The sequence below is a fragment of the Rhizobium sp. FY34 genome, assembly GCF_005222845.1.
In the GTDB taxonomy this organism is placed as follows: Bacteria; Pseudomonadota; Alphaproteobacteria; order Rhizobiales; family Rhizobiaceae; genus Neorhizobium.
In genome coordinates, this window is the sequence record NZ_STFZ01000005.1 from 101,993 (window position 1) to 119,088 (window position 17,096).

The 17,096-nt window shown below is 60.1% G+C and carries 14 protein-coding genes; 6 read left to right on the forward strand and 8 right to left on the reverse strand.

Translation table 11 applies throughout. The features are described from left to right. Positions 1-42: 42 nt before the first annotated feature. The 4 genes from E8M77_RS02490 to E8M77_RS02505 all read left to right on the forward strand — a co-directional run bounded on the left by E8M77_RS02490 (position 43) and on the right by E8M77_RS02505 (position 5,638). Positions 43-1,353: a diguanylate cyclase gene (locus E8M77_RS02490; RefSeq protein ID WP_246659099.1), complete on the forward strand. Its 1,311-nt coding sequence runs from the start codon at positions 43-45 to the stop codon at positions 1,351-1,353. 189 nt (positions 1,354-1,542) lie between these two features. Further along, entirely contained in the window at positions 1,543-3,750 is a 2,208-nt protein-coding gene (locus tag E8M77_RS02495; protein WP_170975719.1) for an EAL domain-containing protein, read from the forward strand. Between the two features lie 15 nt (positions 3,751-3,765). Continuing rightward, a complete protein-coding gene (locus E8M77_RS02500; RefSeq protein WP_246659100.1) occupies positions 3,766-4,719 on the forward strand; it encodes an amino acid ABC transporter substrate-binding protein in 954 nt (317 codons plus the stop codon). A 7-nt stretch (positions 4,720-4,726) separates the two neighbouring features. Continuing rightward, positions 4,727-5,638 carry an amino acid ABC transporter substrate-binding protein gene (locus tag E8M77_RS02505; RefSeq protein ID WP_205910450.1) on the forward strand — a complete coding sequence of 304 codons (912 nt, stop codon included), beginning with the start codon at positions 4,727-4,729 and terminating at the stop codon, positions 5,636-5,638. Between the two features lie 48 nt (positions 5,639-5,686). Here E8M77_RS02505 and E8M77_RS02510 read toward each other — a convergent pair whose 3' ends face one another. Then, entirely contained in the window at positions 5,687-6,220 is a 534-nt protein-coding gene (locus E8M77_RS02510; protein ID WP_137129031.1) for a DUF992 domain-containing protein, read from the reverse strand. A 225-nt stretch (positions 6,221-6,445) separates the two neighbouring features. Between E8M77_RS02510 and E8M77_RS02515 the strand changes: the two genes are divergently transcribed. Both E8M77_RS02515 and E8M77_RS02520 read left to right on the forward strand, forming a co-directional pair. Continuing rightward, positions 6,446-7,522 carry a LacI family DNA-binding transcriptional regulator gene (locus tag E8M77_RS02515; RefSeq protein ID WP_137129032.1) on the forward strand — a complete coding sequence of 359 codons (1,077 nt, stop codon included), beginning with the start codon at positions 6,446-6,448 and terminating at the stop codon, positions 7,520-7,522. A gap of 71 nt (positions 7,523-7,593) precedes the next feature. After that, entirely contained in the window at positions 7,594-9,837 is a 2,244-nt protein-coding gene (locus tag E8M77_RS02520; RefSeq protein ID WP_137129033.1) for a glycoside hydrolase family 2 TIM barrel-domain containing protein, read from the forward strand. 24 nt (positions 9,838-9,861) lie between these two features. Here the strand turns inward: E8M77_RS02520 and mmsB are convergent, their stop codons facing one another. The 7 genes from mmsB to E8M77_RS02555 all read right to left on the reverse strand — a co-directional run bounded on the left by mmsB (position 9,862) and on the right by E8M77_RS02555 (position 17,067). Continuing rightward, a complete protein-coding gene (mmsB, locus tag E8M77_RS02525) occupies positions 9,862-10,737 on the reverse strand; it encodes a 3-hydroxyisobutyrate dehydrogenase (protein ID WP_137129034.1) in 876 nt (291 codons plus the stop codon). Positions 10,738-10,753: 16 nt separating this feature from the next. After that, positions 10,754-12,349, reverse strand: a complete 1,596-nt coding sequence (locus E8M77_RS02530) for a GMC family oxidoreductase N-terminal domain-containing protein (RefSeq protein ID WP_137129035.1) — start codon at positions 12,347-12,349, stop codon at positions 10,754-10,756. A gap of 124 nt (positions 12,350-12,473) precedes the next feature. Beyond that, positions 12,474-13,466: a branched-chain amino acid ABC transporter permease gene (locus E8M77_RS02535; protein WP_137129036.1), complete on the reverse strand. Its 993-nt coding sequence runs from the start codon at positions 13,464-13,466 to the stop codon at positions 12,474-12,476. A gap of 1 nt (position 13,467) precedes the next feature. Beyond that, positions 13,468-14,355 (reverse strand): branched-chain amino acid ABC transporter permease, encoded by an 888-nt coding sequence (locus E8M77_RS02540; protein WP_137129037.1) that lies wholly within the window; start codon positions 14,353-14,355, stop codon positions 13,468-13,470. A 3-nt stretch (positions 14,356-14,358) separates the two neighbouring features. After that, positions 14,359-15,060 carry an ABC transporter ATP-binding protein gene (locus tag E8M77_RS02545; RefSeq protein WP_137129038.1) on the reverse strand — a complete coding sequence of 234 codons (702 nt, stop codon included), beginning with the start codon at positions 15,058-15,060 and terminating at the stop codon, positions 14,359-14,361. A gap of 1 nt (position 15,061) precedes the next feature. After that, positions 15,062-15,850 (reverse strand): ABC transporter ATP-binding protein, encoded by a 789-nt coding sequence (locus E8M77_RS02550; protein ID WP_137129039.1) that lies wholly within the window; start codon positions 15,848-15,850, stop codon positions 15,062-15,064. A 14-nt stretch (positions 15,851-15,864) separates the two neighbouring features. Next, on the reverse strand, positions 15,865-17,067 hold the full coding sequence (locus E8M77_RS02555; protein ID WP_137129040.1) for an ABC transporter substrate-binding protein: 1,203 nt from the start codon (positions 17,065-17,067) through the stop codon (positions 15,865-15,867). Between the last annotated feature and the right edge of the window lie 29 nt (positions 17,068-17,096).

Sequence of the window (17,096 nt, forward strand, 5' to 3'; positions counted from 1 at the left end):
GCAGGATTTGATGCGCGACGCTGGCTTTGAAGGAGCCAGCGGTTGAGCAAGTTCAGACAATCCCAGACAGCACCTGCTCTCGACAAGCTGCCAGCCAAGATCATGATCATTGAGGCATCCGTCTCGCTGGCAATGCTGATGCGTAACAGGATCGAAACAGAGACCGGAGCCCATGTCGTGGTCTGCGGAAACCTTTCCGGCGCACGCAAGGCGCTGGAGAGGGAGCGTTTCACCATGGCGCTGACCGGCCACAGGCTGCCGGATGCCCCGGATGGCGAAATCCTTGATCTGTTAGCGGAATTTGAAGTGCCGACCGTTCTGTTTTCCGGCAGCGTCATCGATGAGTTGCAAACCAATTATGCGCGTTACCGGCTGGTCGATTACATCACCAAGGACAATCGCAACACAGTGGAGATCGCCGTTGCCGCCGTCGCCAAGGTGATTGCCAACCAGACGATTTCCGTGCTGGTGGTGGATGATGCCAAGGCGGCGCGCAACGACCTTGTCGATTTTCTCCTGCGCCAGAATTACAAGGTGGTGGAAGCGAAAACCGGTCACGAAGCTCTGCAACGACTGGCCGAAGATCCCAGCATAGCAATGGTGATTACCGACTATTACATGCCCGACATGGACGGTTATGAACTGACCAAAGCCATTCGCGCCACCTACAGTTCAGAAAGATTGCGGATCATCGGCGTCTCAGCCTCGACCGACAGGCGCCTATCGGCCCTGTTTCTGAAAGCTGGCGCATCCGACTTCCTCTATCGGCCCTTCGTGCCGGAAGAACTGCAATGCCGCGTCAACAATACGGTCGAGACGCTGATGCAGCTGAAGCGCCTGCGCCATCTTGCGGAACGCGATCCGCTGACGGGCCTGTTCAATCGACGCGCCTTCTTCGAGCGGGCAGACAAGCAGCTGGCGCGTCTCAACGCCGCTGCTACCGGCACCGGTGCCATCGCTATTCTCGACATCGATCACTTCAAGCAGATCAACGACAATTTCGGCCATGACAGCGGCGACATCGTTCTCAAGCAGATCGCGTCGATCCTGCACGACCATGCGCGACAGGAGGATTACCTTCTCGCACGCCTCGGCGGCGAGGAATTCGTACTGTTGTTTCCCGACAGGACGCTTCAGGAAAGCCAGAGCCTGTGTGAAGCCATACTTAGGGGCATCCGCGCGGCCGATATCATGATGGGCGAAAGCTCGATCCGGGTGACCGGTTCGATCGGATTGTCCATGCTGAACCAGAATGAACCGCTGAACAACCAGCTGCACGCGGCAGACCAGATGCTCTATCTGGCAAAATCAGCCGGCCGCGACCAGTTGTGTAGCGACGCCTCCTTTCAGTAACAGCGATACACCCCTGCGACGGGGTGGGTTCGCGTGCCGAAAAGGGGAGCGTATTTTCGGAGAGGCTTCATTAACCCTGCAAAAGATTTCATCCCTAACCGATACTCCGTCAATTTTTTATCAATGCCTATGTTGCGACACTCGGTTGCGGGCGCCAGAGAGGCGCTCATTAGAGGGTGTAGACATATAATGCTTGCAGGCAAGGCAACGCAAACACGGCGATGGGATGACAAGCTCCGCTGGCGAGGATCGCTGCTGGGCAAGGTTACCTCGTTCCTGCTGGTTGCTGTCGCATTGGCCTATGTTTCCGGAGCAGTGACAGGCTGGCTGATGCTGGAAAGCAGCCAGCGCGAGGAATGGCGACGCCAGGCAAAAACAAATGCGCAGATCTCCAGTTCAGCCATCCGCAGCATCTACACCTTCGTAACAGTCGATCTTGCACCCTCCGGACAGATCGTGCGTATCCTGTCTTCGCGTCAGATCGGCGATGACCAGTCCGTGCTCGACACAGGGTTCATCCCGGCGGATGTCCTGGCTCTCGCCAGCGTCCAGACTCGCCAGCCCGTCTGGCTTATGCAATTTGATCCGACAACAACACAATTTACCGTCATCAGCGATAGTGATGCGAGCGGGCATGGCATTGTCATTACCGATCCCCGCCGGACGAACAACCAGGAGCCGGCAGCGGGCGAGATTTTTACGGGCTTCGTCAGCATCGACCACCAGCGGCATTTCATCAGCTTCCTGCCGATCGAAACCCCGGACGGCCAAATTCTGGGGGCGCTCGCGGCCAGCATTGGCACCGCAGACGAACTCCTGACGCTGAGGGCCGCCTTCTATCGCAATTCCATCCTGATCTTTGCGCTGATCATGCTGGCAACAGGTGCGGCAATCGTTTTCGTCATGCACCGGCTGTTCCATCCGGTTCCAGCCCTCATCGACGCCCTGAAGCGGATTGCCCGCGACGAGACAGGCAATGTCACGCCCTATCGCCGGCGCACCGATGAAATCGGCCAGCTGGCCACCGCCATTGAGACGCTGCGCGAGGCGGTCGTAGAGCGCGAACACCTGCGCCAAGTGCGAGAGACGGCGGCGCAGATGGAGCATCTGGCGCATCACGACGCCCTGACGGGCCTGCCAAACCGCACCTTCCTGCAGAAATCGCTGATCAGCGCACTGTCCGACAGTCTATCGGATGAAAGCGCAATCAATGTCCTGCTGTTTGATCTCGACCGGTTCAAGCCGGTCAACGATACCTATGGCCATGCGGTGGGTGACGAGGTGCTGATCATGACCAGCAAGCGGGTCCTCTCGCTTCTGGGACCCGACGACCTGCTGGCGCGCCTGGGCGGCGATGAATTTGCGCTGATCCAGAAAGTGCCGCGCCATGCCCGTCACCACGGGCAGAGGCTGGCAAGCCGGATTTTGCAAGCCATAGGGCGCCCCTACCACATCGGAGACCTTGTCCTACAGGTCGGCGCCAGCATCGGAATTGCCTCGGCACCGGAGCATGGTGACAATCCGGCCCTGCTTTTCAACAATGCCGATCTGGCCCTCTATGCTTCCAAAGCCGCCGGGCGAGGCATGTTCCATGTATTCAAGGCCGGCATGACCATGCCGGGTTCCAACCGCACAACGCTCGGCGAAGAACTGGTCGAGGCGCTGGCGAAGGAGCAGCTGGAAGTCCATTACCAGCCGATCGTGCAGGTGACGGATGGCCGCCTGACCGGTTATGAGGCCCTGGTGCGCTGGCGTCATCCGCAACGCGGTCTCGTGCCGCCCGGCGTCTTCATTCCCGTCGCCGAAGAAACCGGGCTGATTTCCGATATCGGTCGCTGGGTGATGAGACAGGCCTGCCGTGAGGCAGCCAGCTGGCAAACAGGACTGACGATCTCCGTCAATATTTCGGCACGCGAAATCGGCCAGGACGATCTGCCAGAACGTATCCGCGACGCGCTGGGCGAAAGCGGACTTGAACCACACCGGCTAGAAATCGAGCTGACCGAATCCCTGCTTCTCGAACAGGCCGGCGCATTGCCAGCCATGGTCGCCATCCGGGCCATGGGTGTGGGCATCGCCGTCGATGATTTCGGTACCGGCTATGCGACCCTGTCCTACCTCGCCGATCTGCCGTTCACACGTATCAAGCTCGACCGTCGCTTCATCTCCGCGATCGAAACAAGCCGGGATTGCCGCAGCATCGTCACCAGCACGATTGCGCTGGCCCGCGAACTCAACATGGCAACAACCGCCGAGGGCGTCGAGACCGCAGGTCAGCTCGAACTGCTGCAGGTCTTCGGCTGCCAATCGGCGCAGGGTTATTATTTCGGCAAGCCGGAATTGCAGCCAAGGTTGAACAGTCTCCACCCCGTCGCAGTGATCGCCGCGGCCCAATAGCGAAGGATCGATGACATGCCGAGCCATTTCTTTCGACAGCCTGATCGCGTGATCCGCAGCATGGCCAAGCCGCAGTGCAATGGCCTCGCGCTTTTTCTCGGACTGGCGGCAAGCCTGTCATGGCCCATGGCCGGCATGGCGCAGGAACCGGTCGACACACTGGGCAAGATTGCCCGGACCAAGACCGTAACCATCGGTCACCGCACAACCGAACTACCCTTCTCCTATGTCGTGGATGGCAAGCCGACCGGCTATTCGATCGAACTGTGCCAGAAGATCATCGAGCGACTTTCGCAAAAACTCGGCCTTGACGCAGTGACGATCGACTATGTTCCGGTGACGGCGGCAACCCGCTTCGTGATGATGCGCGCCGGCAAGATCGACATGGAATGCGCGGCAACGACCAACAATGCCGAGCGGCGCAAGCTGGTCGAATTCAGCTATCCACATTTCGTCACCGCCACCCGCTATGTCTCGAAGACAAGCGAAGGACTGCACACCATAGCCGACCTTGCCGGTCGCAGCGTGGCGGCAACCACCGGAACCGTCAACCTGGAACAGTTAAACGCCCTGAACCGGAGCCGTGGCCTCAATATTTCGGTCCTCCTCAACAAAGGTCATGATGACGCTTTCGGCATGGTCGAGACAGGCAAGGCATCGGCTTTCGTCATGGACGATATCCTGCTTGCCGGCCTCGTCGCATCCTCGGCAAGACCAACCGACTTTGCCATTTCCGACGAGCCGCTAAGCCCGCCGGAGCCCTATGGTATCATGATGCCGCTCGGCGACATGGCCTTCAAGAGCGAGGTGAATGCCATTCTCAGGCAGATTTATACCAGCCGGGAAATCGACGGCATCTATGACCGATGGTTCCAATCGCCGGTGCCGCCTGCGGGGCTTTCGATGAAGCTGCCGATGTCGCCCGAGCTGAAAGCCGTATTTGCCGATCCGAAAGATATCGGGAATTGATGCGCACATGGTGAGAGCTTTTCTTGACACCTTGGCCGTACTCGTCTTGAAGATGACCGCGACCCTTGCGATCGTCGCAGCTGTTGCAGGCCAGGTTTTCGCGCAGGCGCCGGTATCGACCCTGGACCGTATCAAGGAGACCGGAAGTCTCAAGGTCGGCTATGGATCGGCACCACCCTTTTCATTCCTGGATGAGGATGGCCAGGTGGCCGGCTATGCCATCGATCTTTGCAAGGCACTGGCCGAAGAGATCCGCAACGCACTTGCCATGACGGAGATCCGCATCGATTACGTGTTGCGCACGCCTGCCAACCGGGTGCAATTGCTCAACAGCGGTGACATTGATATCGAGTGCAATGCCAGCACGAACACGGCCGAGCGGCGCAAGGCCGCCGCCTTTGCCCCACCACATTTCATCGCCCAGACGCGCTTCGTTTCCTTGAGACAGAACAATATACGCACGATCGAGGATCTGCGCGGCAAGACTGTCAGCGTTGTGCTTGGAACTGTGAATGTCGGACAGATTCTGCATCTGTCGCGCGAGATGAGGCTTGGCCTGGCATCGATCCCGGTGGCCGATGTGCAATCGGCCTTTGATCTGGTGAAGGTTGGCAGCGTTTCCGCTTTCGCCATGGATGATATTCTCCTCACCACGATGATCGCCAGTACTGGCAAGGCGGAGGACTATCTGATTTCCAATGAGACCCTTGGTGAGCCGGCACCTTACGGTTTCATGACACGGCTGGACGATGCGCCGTTTACAGCATTGGTGGCCGAAAGCCTGGAACGGATCTATAAAAGCCCGCAGATGAAATCGATCTACGACAAGTGGTTCATGCAGCCCATTCGCGGCGGGCGCTACACACTCAACGTTCCGATGTCGGCGCAGTTGAAGAGTGCCATGGGCATTGCGGATTGATCAGCAAAAAAGCGGCGCCCTTGCCTTCAAGGGCGCCGCCGCATGGGCTCAGCTTGCCGGTGTCAGCGTCATCGACGTACCGGTTGCCGCCAGGTTGAGGCCAAGCTGGCCGCTGACGCTGATCGTCTGCAGATGGATCGAACCGGATGTGCCGCCGACCAGAACATTGACGCCAACACCAGCGGCGACTGTCGCCTCAGCCGTTGCGCCCTGGTAAAGGCCACCGAGCGAACCGTGATGGTAGCCGGATGTGGGTGCAAACACCGCCCAGATCATACGGCTGCGCGTGGTGAAGCCAATATCGACCCCCATTTTGCGCATAACGCCCGAATAACGGTCCAGCGGCTCGCTGCCGATGGTCGAGGTAAAGACGCATTCAGCTTCCTTGGCAGAACCGAATACATAGCCAACGCCACCGCCGATCGAGCAATCCAGATAGCCGATCCGTACACCATCGCGCTGATCGGCCTCCTGATAGGTGGGCACACGGTCCTGGCGCGAGACGACGTCGGCAGACAATGCCATGCCGGCGCTGGACAATACGGGCAGCGCAGACAGCGCGACTGCGAGGATCCTCTTCATCGAAATACTCCTTTGATGATGTCGCTGCCGGTTGGGCGACAATTCACATAAAACCTGCAGAGACGTCATCGTTAACGCACGTGGCAAAAAAATGATCCCTCGGTGTTTTCAAGATGATTAACTCATATCTTTCGCACCACAGTGTGTTCAGGCTATCAAACATCAAGTGGAAATTTTTACTAAACGTCATAGTGCATGCGCCGTTTCAAGAGACTGGGTCAATAGATGGTCACAATCAAGGAAATCGCCAAGGCTGCCGGCGTCTCGCCGGCCACCGTCTCGCGCGTACTCAATTATGATCCGAGCCTCTCCCTGTCGGCTGCCAAGCGCCAGGCCGTCATCGAAACCGCCGAAGCCTTGAACTACGCGACGCCGCGCAACCGCAACCGCGCGCAGGCAGGCCTGCCGCCGCTGACCGCGCGGCTGGCGGTACAGCCGCGCCTGGCCATCGTGCATTTTCTTGATCCCTCCGAGGAATTGATCGATCCCTATTTCATCGGCGTGCGGCTTGGCATCGAAAACCGCTGCGCCGAATTCAAGATGGATCTGGTCAAGGTCTTCCGGTCGCAGACCATGGCGGAGGCCTTGCTGCTGCAAGGCATGGCAGGCGTCATAGCCATCGGCCGCCATTCACGCGAGGAGATCGACTGGCTGGCGCAACATTGCCGGCATCTGGTATTTGCCGATTTCGTGCCCCGGCGCAACGATCTTGATTGCGTCTCCTGCGATCTGGGCCTTGCAACGCGACAGATCCTCGACGGGCTCAAACAGGCCGGATACCGGCGCATCGCATTCATCGGCGGGCAGGATCAGAAGAGTGCCGAGGGCGAAACATTCGGCGAGCCGCGCGCCAGCGCCTATATCGACTGGCAACGCAACGAGGGCCGTTTCGATGAACGGCTGCTGGCCTTGGGCACGCATACAGGAGACGGGCAAAACCTGCGACTGGAGGTGGGCTATGAACAGGCTAGACGCGTCCTCAGCTCCAGCGAACGGCCCGACGCGGTGCTTGCCGCCAACGATAACATGGCGATCGGTGCCTATCGGGCAATGCAGGAGGCAGGCCTTTCCATTCCCAAGGATATCGCGGTCGTCTCCTATAATGACATTCCGGTTGCGCAGTTTCTCAACCCACCGCTATCGACCATGCGCATCCTGTCGGAAGCGATTGGCGAAACTGCCGTCGATCTTCTGGTCGAGCGGATCAACGGGCGCGATTACCCCAAGCATGTGACAATCCCCAGCACGATGATCTGGCGCCAGAGCTGCCGTCAACCTGGCTGTGCGGATAAAAATATTTAGTAAAACTTTTCTTGCGGGATTTTCGGTTTTCCGCTTCAGTGCCTCCAATTGTTTCATTGGGAGGACATGCAATGCGCCGGACGGATCTGTTCAACGACGGCTGGACTTTCGCACAAGGGTTTACCGAGGCGGCCAAAACAACGGTGATGACGGGCGAAAGCGTGCGCCTTCCGCACAATGCCGTTGATCTGCCGTTCAATTATTTCGACGAGACCTGCTACCAGCGCGCCTTTACCTATCAGAAGATCCTTGCCTGGCAGCCGGACTTTCAGGATCGCGAAGTCTCGATCGTCTTTGACGGTGCCATGGCAGATGCCCAGGTCTTCGTGAATGGTACGGCGGTGGTTGCCCACCAGGATGGCTTCACCCCGTTCGAGGCACGGCTGACGCCGCATCTGAAGGCAGGCGACAACCTGATTACCGTGAAGATCGACGGCAGCGAAAACCCCGACATTCCGCCCTTCGGCGGCCGCATCGATTACCTTACCTATGCCGGCATTTACCGCGATGCCTGGCTGAAGCTCACGACGCCCGTGTCGATCAGCAGCATCAAAATCGAGACTCAGGAAACATTGGCGGACGCCAAGGGTGTCAGCGTGCGGGTTGATCTGGCAAATCCCGGCGACGACGCGATCGAAGGCCGCTTGACCGTCGAGTTGAAGGATGGCGACCGGGTTATCGCCAGCCAGAGCCAGGTGGTGACCGGCACGCGCAGCACCGTGCAGTTCAAAGGCCTTGAAGGCCTTGGCCTCTGGGACCTCGACACGCCGCAGCTCTACAGCGCCGAAGTCCATCTCGAGACGGCGGGTGGCATAGACAATATCGCCTCTCATTTCGGCTTCCGCACGGCGGAATTTACCGTGGACGGCTTCAAGCTGAACGGCAAAGCGCTGAAGATCCTCGGGTTGAATCGCCACCAGGCCTGGCCCTATTCCGGCTATGCCATGGGCAAGCGCGCGCAGGAGCGCGACGCCGAAATTCTGAAGCACGACCTCAAATGCAATCTGGTGCGCACCTCGCATTATCCGCAATCGCCCTGGTTCCTCGATCATTGCGATCGCATCGGGCTTCTGGTGTTTGAGGAAATTCCCGGCTGGCAGCATATCGGCGACAAGGCGTGGCAGGCTCAATCCGTGCGCAATGTCGAGCGCATGATCACCCGCGATTGGAACCACCCCTCGATCATTCTCTGGGGCGTGCGCATCAACGAATCGCAGGACAATCACGATTTCTATGCCGAGACCAATCGTGTCGCGCGCGCAACCGACCCGACCCGCCAGACCGGCGGCGTGCGCTTCATCACCGATAGCGAATTCCTCGAAGACGTTTTCACCATGAACGACTTCTATCTTGGCAGCGAGGAAATGCCCGGCGCCAATCACAGCCGCACGCCGCTGCGCGACCAGCAGGTCTGCACCGGCCTGCCGAGCAAGGTTCCCTATATCGTCACCGAATATAACGGCCACATGTATCCGACAAAGCGCCATGACCAGGAACAGCGCCAGGCCGAACATGTGACGCGCCACCTGCAGGTGCTGAACGCCATGTATGGCGAGCGCTCGACATCCGGCGCCATTGGCTGGTGCGCCTTCGATTACAACACGCACAAGGATTTCGGCTCGGGCGACCGCATCTGCCATCACGGCGTGATGGACATGTTCCGCGAACCGAAATTCGCCGCCTTCGCCTATGCCAGCCAGTGCGAAGCGGACGACGAGGTGATCCTGAAGCCCGTCACCTTCTGGGCGCGCGGCGAGCGCAATATCGGCGGCGTGGTACCGCTCATCGTGCTGACCAATTGCGACGAGGTGGAGTTCGTCTATGGCGATCATATCCGCAAGCGCGCCGGCCCGGACCGGGAAACCTATCCGCATCTGCCGCATCCGCCGGTCATTTTCGACCGCCGGCATTTCTCGGCGGAAGAACTCGGCAATTGGGGCATGGCCTGGCTGGATGGCGAAATGATCGGCTATCGCAATGGCAGAGAGGTCGAACGCGTCAAATTCGCCGGCGGGCCTGTACCCACCCGGCTTGACGTTGTAGCCGACGACGACACGCTGCCGGCCGCCACCAAGGACCAGGTGCGCGTCATCGTGCGGGCCCTCGACCAGGTGGGCAATCTCCTGCCCTTCCTCGACGAGCCGGTGCATGTGGCGGTCAGCGGCGCTGCAAAACTGCTCGGGCCGTCCACCAGCGTGCTCACCGGCGGGGCAACCGGCTTCTGGCTGGAATCGACCGGCGAGACGGGCGCGATCGAGGTGACGGTCACCTCTCCGCGCTTCGAAACCCGGCATTTGACGCTTTCGGCTGTCTGACGATCAACACAGAGATGCGCGGTATCAGCCGCGCATCATCTCGATAATGGCGGAAAAATCACGACCGCCCTGCCCCTGTGCTTCAAACAGGCTGTAGAGTTCTGCCGCATGCGCACCAAGCGGCGTGGAGGCGCCGGCAGACGATGCGGCTTCCTGCGCAAGTTTCAGGTCTTTCAGCATCAATTGCACGGCAAAGCCCGGCATGTAATCGCGATTGGCGGGCGATGCCGGCACCGGGCCTGGAACCGGGCAATAGGTGGTAAGCGACCAGCATTGGCCAGACGAGGTGGAGGCAACGTCAAACAGAGCCTGATGCGACAGGCCGAGCTTTTCGCCCAGCGCAAAGGCCTCGCAGACGCCAATCATCGATATGCCGAGGATCATGTTGTTGCAGATCTTGGCCGCCTGGCCAGCACCGTTCGAGCCGCAATGGACGATCTTACGACCCATGGCAGACAGAACGGGTTCGGCGCGGGCAAAGGCATCATCTGCTCCGCCCACCATGAAGGTCAGCGTGCCGGCACCGGCACCGCCGGTTCCGCCGGAGACCGGCGCATCGAGCGAGGACAACCCATGGCTTTCCGCGATCGCATGCGCCTTGCGGGCACTTTCCACGTCAATGGTCGAGCAATCGACAAACAGGCTCTGCGGCAAGGCGAGCGCGGCGATCTCGCTCCAGACCGCCACGACATGCGCACCGGCCGGCAGCATGGTGATGGTGATCTCGGCGCCATCGACGGCCTCCGCGATCCGCTCGACCGGACGGATACCGGCCTCGCTAGCGGCATCACGCGCTGCAGGCGACAGGTCGCAGCCGGTCACGACATGACCCGCCTTGACGAGATTGCTCGCCATCGGCAGTCCCATATTGCCAAGCCCGATGAATGCGATATTTGCCATGGTTGACCTCCTCCTGTCAGCGATTGTCCTCGATGATCATCTGCGCTGCCTTTTCGGCAATCATGATCGTCGGTGAATTGGTATTGCCGGATGTGATCGTCGGCATGATCGAGGCATCGGCAATGCGCAGGCGTTTCAGGGCACGCAGCCGCAGGCGCGGATCAACGACGCTTTCGGCATCCGGGCCCATGCGGCAGGTGCCGACCGGATGGAATATGGTCGTGCCGATATCACCGGCTGCATGCGCCAGTTCTTCATCGCTCTGCAAGGCAGCACCCGGTCTGTATTCCTCCGGCATGTAGCGGGCAAAGGAGGGCTGGCGGGCAATGTTGCGGGCAATGCGGATCGAAGCGACAGCCACGTCACGATCGCGCTCGCTGGTGAGATAGCGCGGCGCGATGGATGGCTGAAGCGCAAAATCCGGCGAGCGCACATGCACCGAGCCTCGGCTTTCCGGCCGCAGATTGCAGACACTGGCCGTAATGGCGGGAAAGCTGTGGACCGGATCGCCAAACTTGTCGAGCGACACCGGCTGGACGTGGAACTGGAGATCCGGCGTCTCTTTTTCATCGCCGGAACGGGTGAAAATGCCCAATTGGCTCGGCGCCATGGCCATGGGGCCGGAGCGGCGCATCAGATATTCGAGCCCGATTGCCGCCTTGCCAAACATCGACGAGGCTTTTTCATTCAGCGTCGGCACGCCCGAGACCTTGAAGACCACACGCAATTGCAGGTGATCCTGCAGGTTCTCGCCGACAGACGGCACCTCGCGCGCCACGTCGATACCGGCTGTCTTCAGGACATCCGGCCGGCCAATGCCGGACAATTCCAGAAGATGTGGCGAGCCAATGGAACCGGCCGACAGCACCGTCTCCTTGCGCGCCAGAAACCGCTTCGTCACCCCGTCATGATAGACATCGACGCCGGCAATGGCATCGCCCTCGATGATTAGACGCTGTGCCTGAGCCTTGGTCAGCACGGTGAGGTTTCCCCGCGCCATGGCCGGGCGCAGGAAGGCTTTCGTGGTGTTCCAGCGCACGCCGGATCGCTGGTTGACATCGAAATAGCCGCTGCCCTCGTTGCTGCCGCGGTTGAAATCCTCCGTTTCGGGAATGCCGGCCTCTTTCGCCGCCTGCTGGAAGGCTTCCAGAACCGCCCAGCGCACACGCGCCCGTTCCACCCGCCACTCGCCGCCCGATCCATGCAGGTCATCGGCGCCCTTGTAGAAATCCTCGGACTGGCGAAACAGCGGCAGCACATCGTCCCAGCCCCAGCCTTCACAACCCATCTGGCGCCACTGGTCGTAATCGCGGGCCTGGCCGCGCATATAGATCATGCCGTTGATCGACGAGCAGCCGCCAAGCACCTTGCCGCGCGGATACATCAGCGCCCGCCCGTTGAGGCCCTCTTCCTTATCCGTTGAAAAGCACCAGTCCGTGCGCGGATTGTTGATGCAATAGAGATAGCCGACGGGGATATGGATCCAGTGATAATTGTCGTTGCCGCCGGCTTCCAGCAAAAGCACGTGCATGTTGCGATCTGCCGCAAGGCGGTTGGCCAGAACGCAGCCCGCCGAACCGGCGCCGATGACGATATAGTCGTATGTCTCCATAATATGCTCCGCAGGCAGCGGTTTGGCTCCCATCGATGGGATGGGGCAAATCGGCAGCACTTCTTACGTGTCGGGTCGGAATTCAGGGCCGGTGTCGGCCCTGTCTCCCAAGGGGTGATGGATGCTACAGCTTGCGGCCGAAGCGCGAGGCGTTGAATTCGCCGATGATGCCACGTCGGAAAAGCAGCACGCAGACCATGAAGACAACGCCGGTAATGATGGTGACCGGGAAACCGGTAGTGGCCAGATAATTGCCAAGCGTCACGACGAGGCCCGCGCCGAAGACCGGCCCGAGCATGGTGCCGATGCCGCCAAGCAGCGTCATGAGGATCACCTCGCCGGACATCTGCCAGGACACGTCAGTCAGGGTGGCGAACTGGAAGACCAGCGCCTTCAGCCCGCCGGCCAGACCGGCCAGTGCAGCCGAAAACACGAAGGCACCCAGCTTATAGCGCGCCACCGAATAGCCGAGCGACGTGGCGCGCGCCTCGTTTTCGCGGATCGACTTCAACACCATGCCGAAGGGCGAGTGCACGAAGCGCCAGATAAGGAACAGACCGAGCAGGAAGGTGAAGGCCACGAGATAATACATGGCGAGCGGCTGGCTGAGATCGATGACGCCAAGCAGATGGCCGCGCGGCACGGACTGAATGCCATCCTCGCCCTTGGTGAATTCCGCCTGCAGGCAGAAGAAGAAGAACATCTGCGAGAGCGCCAGCGTGATCATGGCGAAATAGATGCCTTGCCGGCGAATGGCCAGCAGCCCCATCACCAGCCCGAGAAGCGCTGCGCCGGCGACCCCGACAAGGATGCCGAGTTCAGGCGGAAAGCCCCATTCCTTCACCGCATGGGCAGTGAAATAGGCCGCACCGCCAAAGAAAGTGGCATGGCCGAAGGACAGAAGCCCCGTATAGCCGAGAAGCACATTGAAGGCGCAGGCAAACAGCGCAAAGCACAGAACCTTCATGAGGAAGATCGGATAGACGAAGAAAGGTGCGGCAAGCAGAAGCCCAAGGGCAATCACGGCCAGCACGAGCCTTAAGGTCGTGCGGCTTTTTTGTCTGCCTGCGGCAAGCGGGGTCATGGTTGCAGTCGAGGTTGAGGTGCTGCGCGACATATCACGCCTCCCGTCCGAAGAGGCCAGCCGGCCGGATGAGCAGAACGATCGCCATGATGACGAAGATGACGATATTGGAGGCTTCCGGATAAAAGACCTTGGTCAGCCCTTCCGCAATGCCGAGCATATAGCCGGTGACGATAGCGCCCATGATCGAGCCCATGCCGCCCACCACCACCACCGCAAAGACGACGATGATGATGTTGGAGCCCATCAGCGGCGAGACCTGATAGATCGGCGCCGCCAACACGCCGGCAAAGGCTGCAAGCGCCACGCCAAGCCCATAGGTGAAGGTGAGCAAAACCGGCACATTGACGCCAAAGGCCTGCACCAGCGTGGCATTTTCGGTCGCAGCCCTCAGATAGGCGCCGAGCTTGGTCTTTTCGATAAGGAACCAGGTGGCCAGGCAGACGATGAGCGACACAACGACCACCCAGCCGCGATAGATGGGCAGAAACATGAAGCCGAGATTGGTGCCGCCGGCCAGTGCTGCCGGCGTCGCATAGGGCTGGCCGGATGCGCCGTAGAGATAACGGAACGACCCTTCCAGCGTCAGCGCCAGGCCGAAGGTGAAGAGCAGGCCGTAAAGCGGATCAAGATCGTAAAGCCTGCGCAGGAACAGCCTCTCGGTGACCGCGCCCAGAACACCGACAATCAGCGGCGCAAGGATCAGCGCCGGCCAATAGCCGATACCGGCAAAATGCAAAAGCAGATAGGCGGCAAAGGCACCCAGCATATACTGCGCGCCATGGGCAAAGTTGATCATGCGCAGCAGGCCGAAAATGATCGCCAGACCCAGCGACAGCAGCGCATAGAAGGAACCGTTGATAAGACCGATCAGAAGCTGACCGAGAAGGGCCTGCACGGGAACGCCGAAGATCATTGTCATGATTTACACTCCCAGCACCTTGTGCAGCATATCCATGCGATCAGGCAGTTCGCCGACCGGAAATTCCGAAACCACCTTGCCGTGATCCATCAGGTAGAAGCGGTCGGCGACACGCGCGGCAAAGCGGAAGTTCTGCTCGACAAGCACAACCGTCATGCCTCTTTCCTTCAGCGTCTTCAGCACCTCACCAATGCGCTGGACAATGACCGGGGCAAGCCCTTCGGTCGGCTCGTCGAGAAGCAGAACCTTCACGCCGGTGCGCAGGATACGGGCAATTGCCAGCATCTGCTGCTCGCCACCGGAAAGCCGCGTACCGGGGCTGTTGCGCCGCTCATGCAGATTGGGAAACAGTTCGAAGATCTCGTCCAGCGACATGCCGCCCTTACCGACATTCGGCGGCAGCATGAGGTTTTCGATGACATTCAACGTGGCAAAGATGCCGCGCTCCTCGGGCACATAGCCCAGACCGTGATGGGCGGTCCTGTGCAGCGGAACCTGCATCATGTCGCGGCCGGCAAGCTTGATCACACCCTGGCGCTTGCGCAGGATGCCGGTAATGGTGCGCAGGGTCGTCGTCTTGCCCACCCCGTTGCGGCCCAGAATGGTGATCATCTCACCTTCGCCCACCACCATGTCCACGCCATGCAGGACATGGCTTTCGCCATACCAGGCATTCAAGCCGCTGATTTCCAGAAGAGCCGGCATCTCAATGGTCCTCCGTGCCCATATAGGCGGTGCGCACGCGCGGATCGCGGCTCACCGTCTCGTAGTCGCCCTCGGCGAGAATTTCGCCGCGTTGCAGCACAGTCACCTGGTGGCAAAGATCGGCCACCACGGAGAGATTGTGCTCGACCATCAGCACGGCGCGGGTCTTGGCCACCTCGCGGATGAGGTTGGCAACCGTGCCGATATCCTCCTGGCCCATGCCGGCCATCGGCTCGTCCAGCAGCAGAACCTTGGGATCGAGCGCCAGCGTCGTTGCAATCTCCAGCACGCGCTTGCGGCCATAAGACAGATCGGCTGCCAGCACATCGCGCTCGCGTACCAGGCCAACGGAGACGAGAAGCTCTTCGGCGCGGGCGTTCAAGCGATCCAGCACCGAAAGCGGCTGCCAGAATTGATGCGCCAGGTTATGCTTGCGCTGCAAAGCAACACGGACGTTATCAAGCACGCTCATCTGCGGAAACACGGCCGAAATCTGGAACGAGCGAACAAGTCCCTTGCGCGCCACCTTGTCGGGGGGCGTGCGGGTAATGTCCTCGCCCATCAGCGTGATACGGCCTGCCGTTGGCTGCAGGAACTTCGTCAGAAGATTGAACACGGTGGTTTTGCCGGCCCCGTTCGGGCCGATCAGTGCATGCACCTGTGCATGATGAACATCGAGATCGACGTCTCTGACTGCGGTGAAGCCACCGAAATCCCGGCGCAGGCCGCGGGCGGACAAAACCACCCGCGGCTCAGGCCGCTCCATCGTGTGAATGGATGCACTTGCCATGGCGTCAGGCCTCGTCACTTGACGAGTTCACAGCCGCTCTTGGCGGGATCGATATAGGCTTCCTTACCGGGGATCGTCGCCAGCACGTTATAATAGTCCCACGGCTCCTTGCTGTCGGAAGGCTTCTTCACCTCCAGCAGATACATGTCGTGGATCATCCGGCCATTGGCGCCCACCGTGCCGCCGCGCCCGAAGACGTCATCGACCGGCAGTTCATGCAGCACCTTGGCCACAGCCGCCGTCTCATCGGTGCCGGCCTTCTGGATCGCCTTCAGATATTGCAGCACGGCAGAATAGGTGCCGGCATGGATCATGTTCGGCATCTTGCCGGTGCGCTTCATGAAGCGCTCGCCAAATTTGCGGCTTTCGGCGTCGCGGTTCCAGTAGAAACCCTCCGTCAGCGTCAGCCCCTGCGCGGCTTCAAGGCCAATGCCATGCACTTCGGCCAGCGTGAAGAGCAGTGCTGCCAGGCGCTGGCCGCTCTGGGTAATGCCGAATTCCGCCGCCTGCTTGATGGCGTTCTGCGTGTCGGCACCGGCATTGGCAAGGCCGACGACCTTGGCACCGGATGACTGCGCCTGCAGCAGGAAGGACGAGTAATCGGTGGTGGCAAGCGGATGACGCACGGCGCCGACCACATTGCCGCCGCTCTTCTTGACGAAATCGCTCGTCTGCTGTTCCAGCGAATAGCCGAAGGCGTAATCGGCGGTCAGGAAGAACCAGCTGTCACCGCCCTGCTTGACCAGCGCGCCGCCCGTTCCGACAGCCAGAGCATGTGTGTCATAGGCCCAATGGAAGCCATAGGGGCTGCACTGCTTGCCGGTCAGTTCCGTGGTGGCTGCACCGGTGACGATGTCGATCTTCTTCTTTTCCTTGGCAATTGCCTGCACGGCAAGCGCCACGGATGAGGTGGTCAATTCCATGATCGCATCCACCTGGTCCGTATCGAACCACTGGCGGGCGATGTTGGAGGCGATATCCGCCTTGTTCTGATGGTCGGCATCAACGATCTCGACCGGCACGCCCAGCACATTGCCGCCAAAATCCTCGACCGCCATCTTCGCCGCCTCGACGGACGACTTGCCCCCGAAATCGGCATAGACGCCGGATTGGTCGTTCAGGATGCCGATCTTGACTCTACCATCGGATGGAGCGGCATTGGCCGCAAAAGCGCCGGCGACAAAGATCGCGGCGGACGCCAAAAGCATATTGCGCATATGGTTCTCCTCCCAGAGAAAATGCTCAA

Excerpts from the sequence above, each read along its gene's own strand:
- E8M77_RS02495 (WP_170975719.1), top strand. The coding sequence starts at position 1,543 with ATGCTTGCAGGCAAGGCAACGCAAACACGGCGATGGGATGACAAGCTC.
- E8M77_RS02540 (WP_137129037.1), bottom strand. The coding sequence starts at position 14,355 with ATGACAATGATCTTCGGCGTTCCCGTGCAGGCCCTTCTCGGTCAGCTT.
- E8M77_RS02545 (WP_137129038.1), bottom strand. The coding sequence starts at position 15,060 with ATGCCGGCTCTTCTGGAAATCAGCGGCTTGAATGCCTGGTATGGCGAA.
- E8M77_RS02530 (WP_137129035.1), bottom strand. The coding sequence starts at position 12,349 with ATGGAGACATACGACTATATCGTCATCGGCGCCGGTTCGGCGGGCTGC.
- E8M77_RS02520 (WP_137129033.1), top strand. The coding sequence starts at position 7,594 with ATGCGCCGGACGGATCTGTTCAACGACGGCTGGACTTTCGCACAAGGG.
- E8M77_RS02500 (WP_246659100.1), top strand. The coding sequence starts at position 3,766 with ATGCCGAGCCATTTCTTTCGACAGCCTGATCGCGTGATCCGCAGCATG.
- E8M77_RS02515 (WP_137129032.1), top strand. The coding sequence starts at position 6,446 with ATGGTCACAATCAAGGAAATCGCCAAGGCTGCCGGCGTCTCGCCGGCC.
- E8M77_RS02535 (WP_137129036.1), bottom strand. The coding sequence starts at position 13,466 with ATGTCGCGCAGCACCTCAACCTCGACTGCAACCATGACCCCGCTTGCC.
- E8M77_RS02505 (WP_205910450.1), top strand. The coding sequence starts at position 4,727 with ATGGTGAGAGCTTTTCTTGACACCTTGGCCGTACTCGTCTTGAAGATG.
- E8M77_RS02510 (WP_137129031.1), bottom strand. The coding sequence starts at position 6,220 with ATGAAGAGGATCCTCGCAGTCGCGCTGTCTGCGCTGCCCGTATTGTCC.
- mmsB (WP_137129034.1), bottom strand. The coding sequence starts at position 10,737 with ATGGCAAATATCGCATTCATCGGGCTTGGCAATATGGGACTGCCGATG.
- E8M77_RS02550 (WP_137129039.1), bottom strand. The coding sequence starts at position 15,850 with ATGGCAAGTGCATCCATTCACACGATGGAGCGGCCTGAGCCGCGGGTG.
- E8M77_RS02555 (WP_137129040.1), bottom strand. The coding sequence starts at position 17,067 with ATGCGCAATATGCTTTTGGCGTCCGCCGCGATCTTTGTCGCCGGCGCT.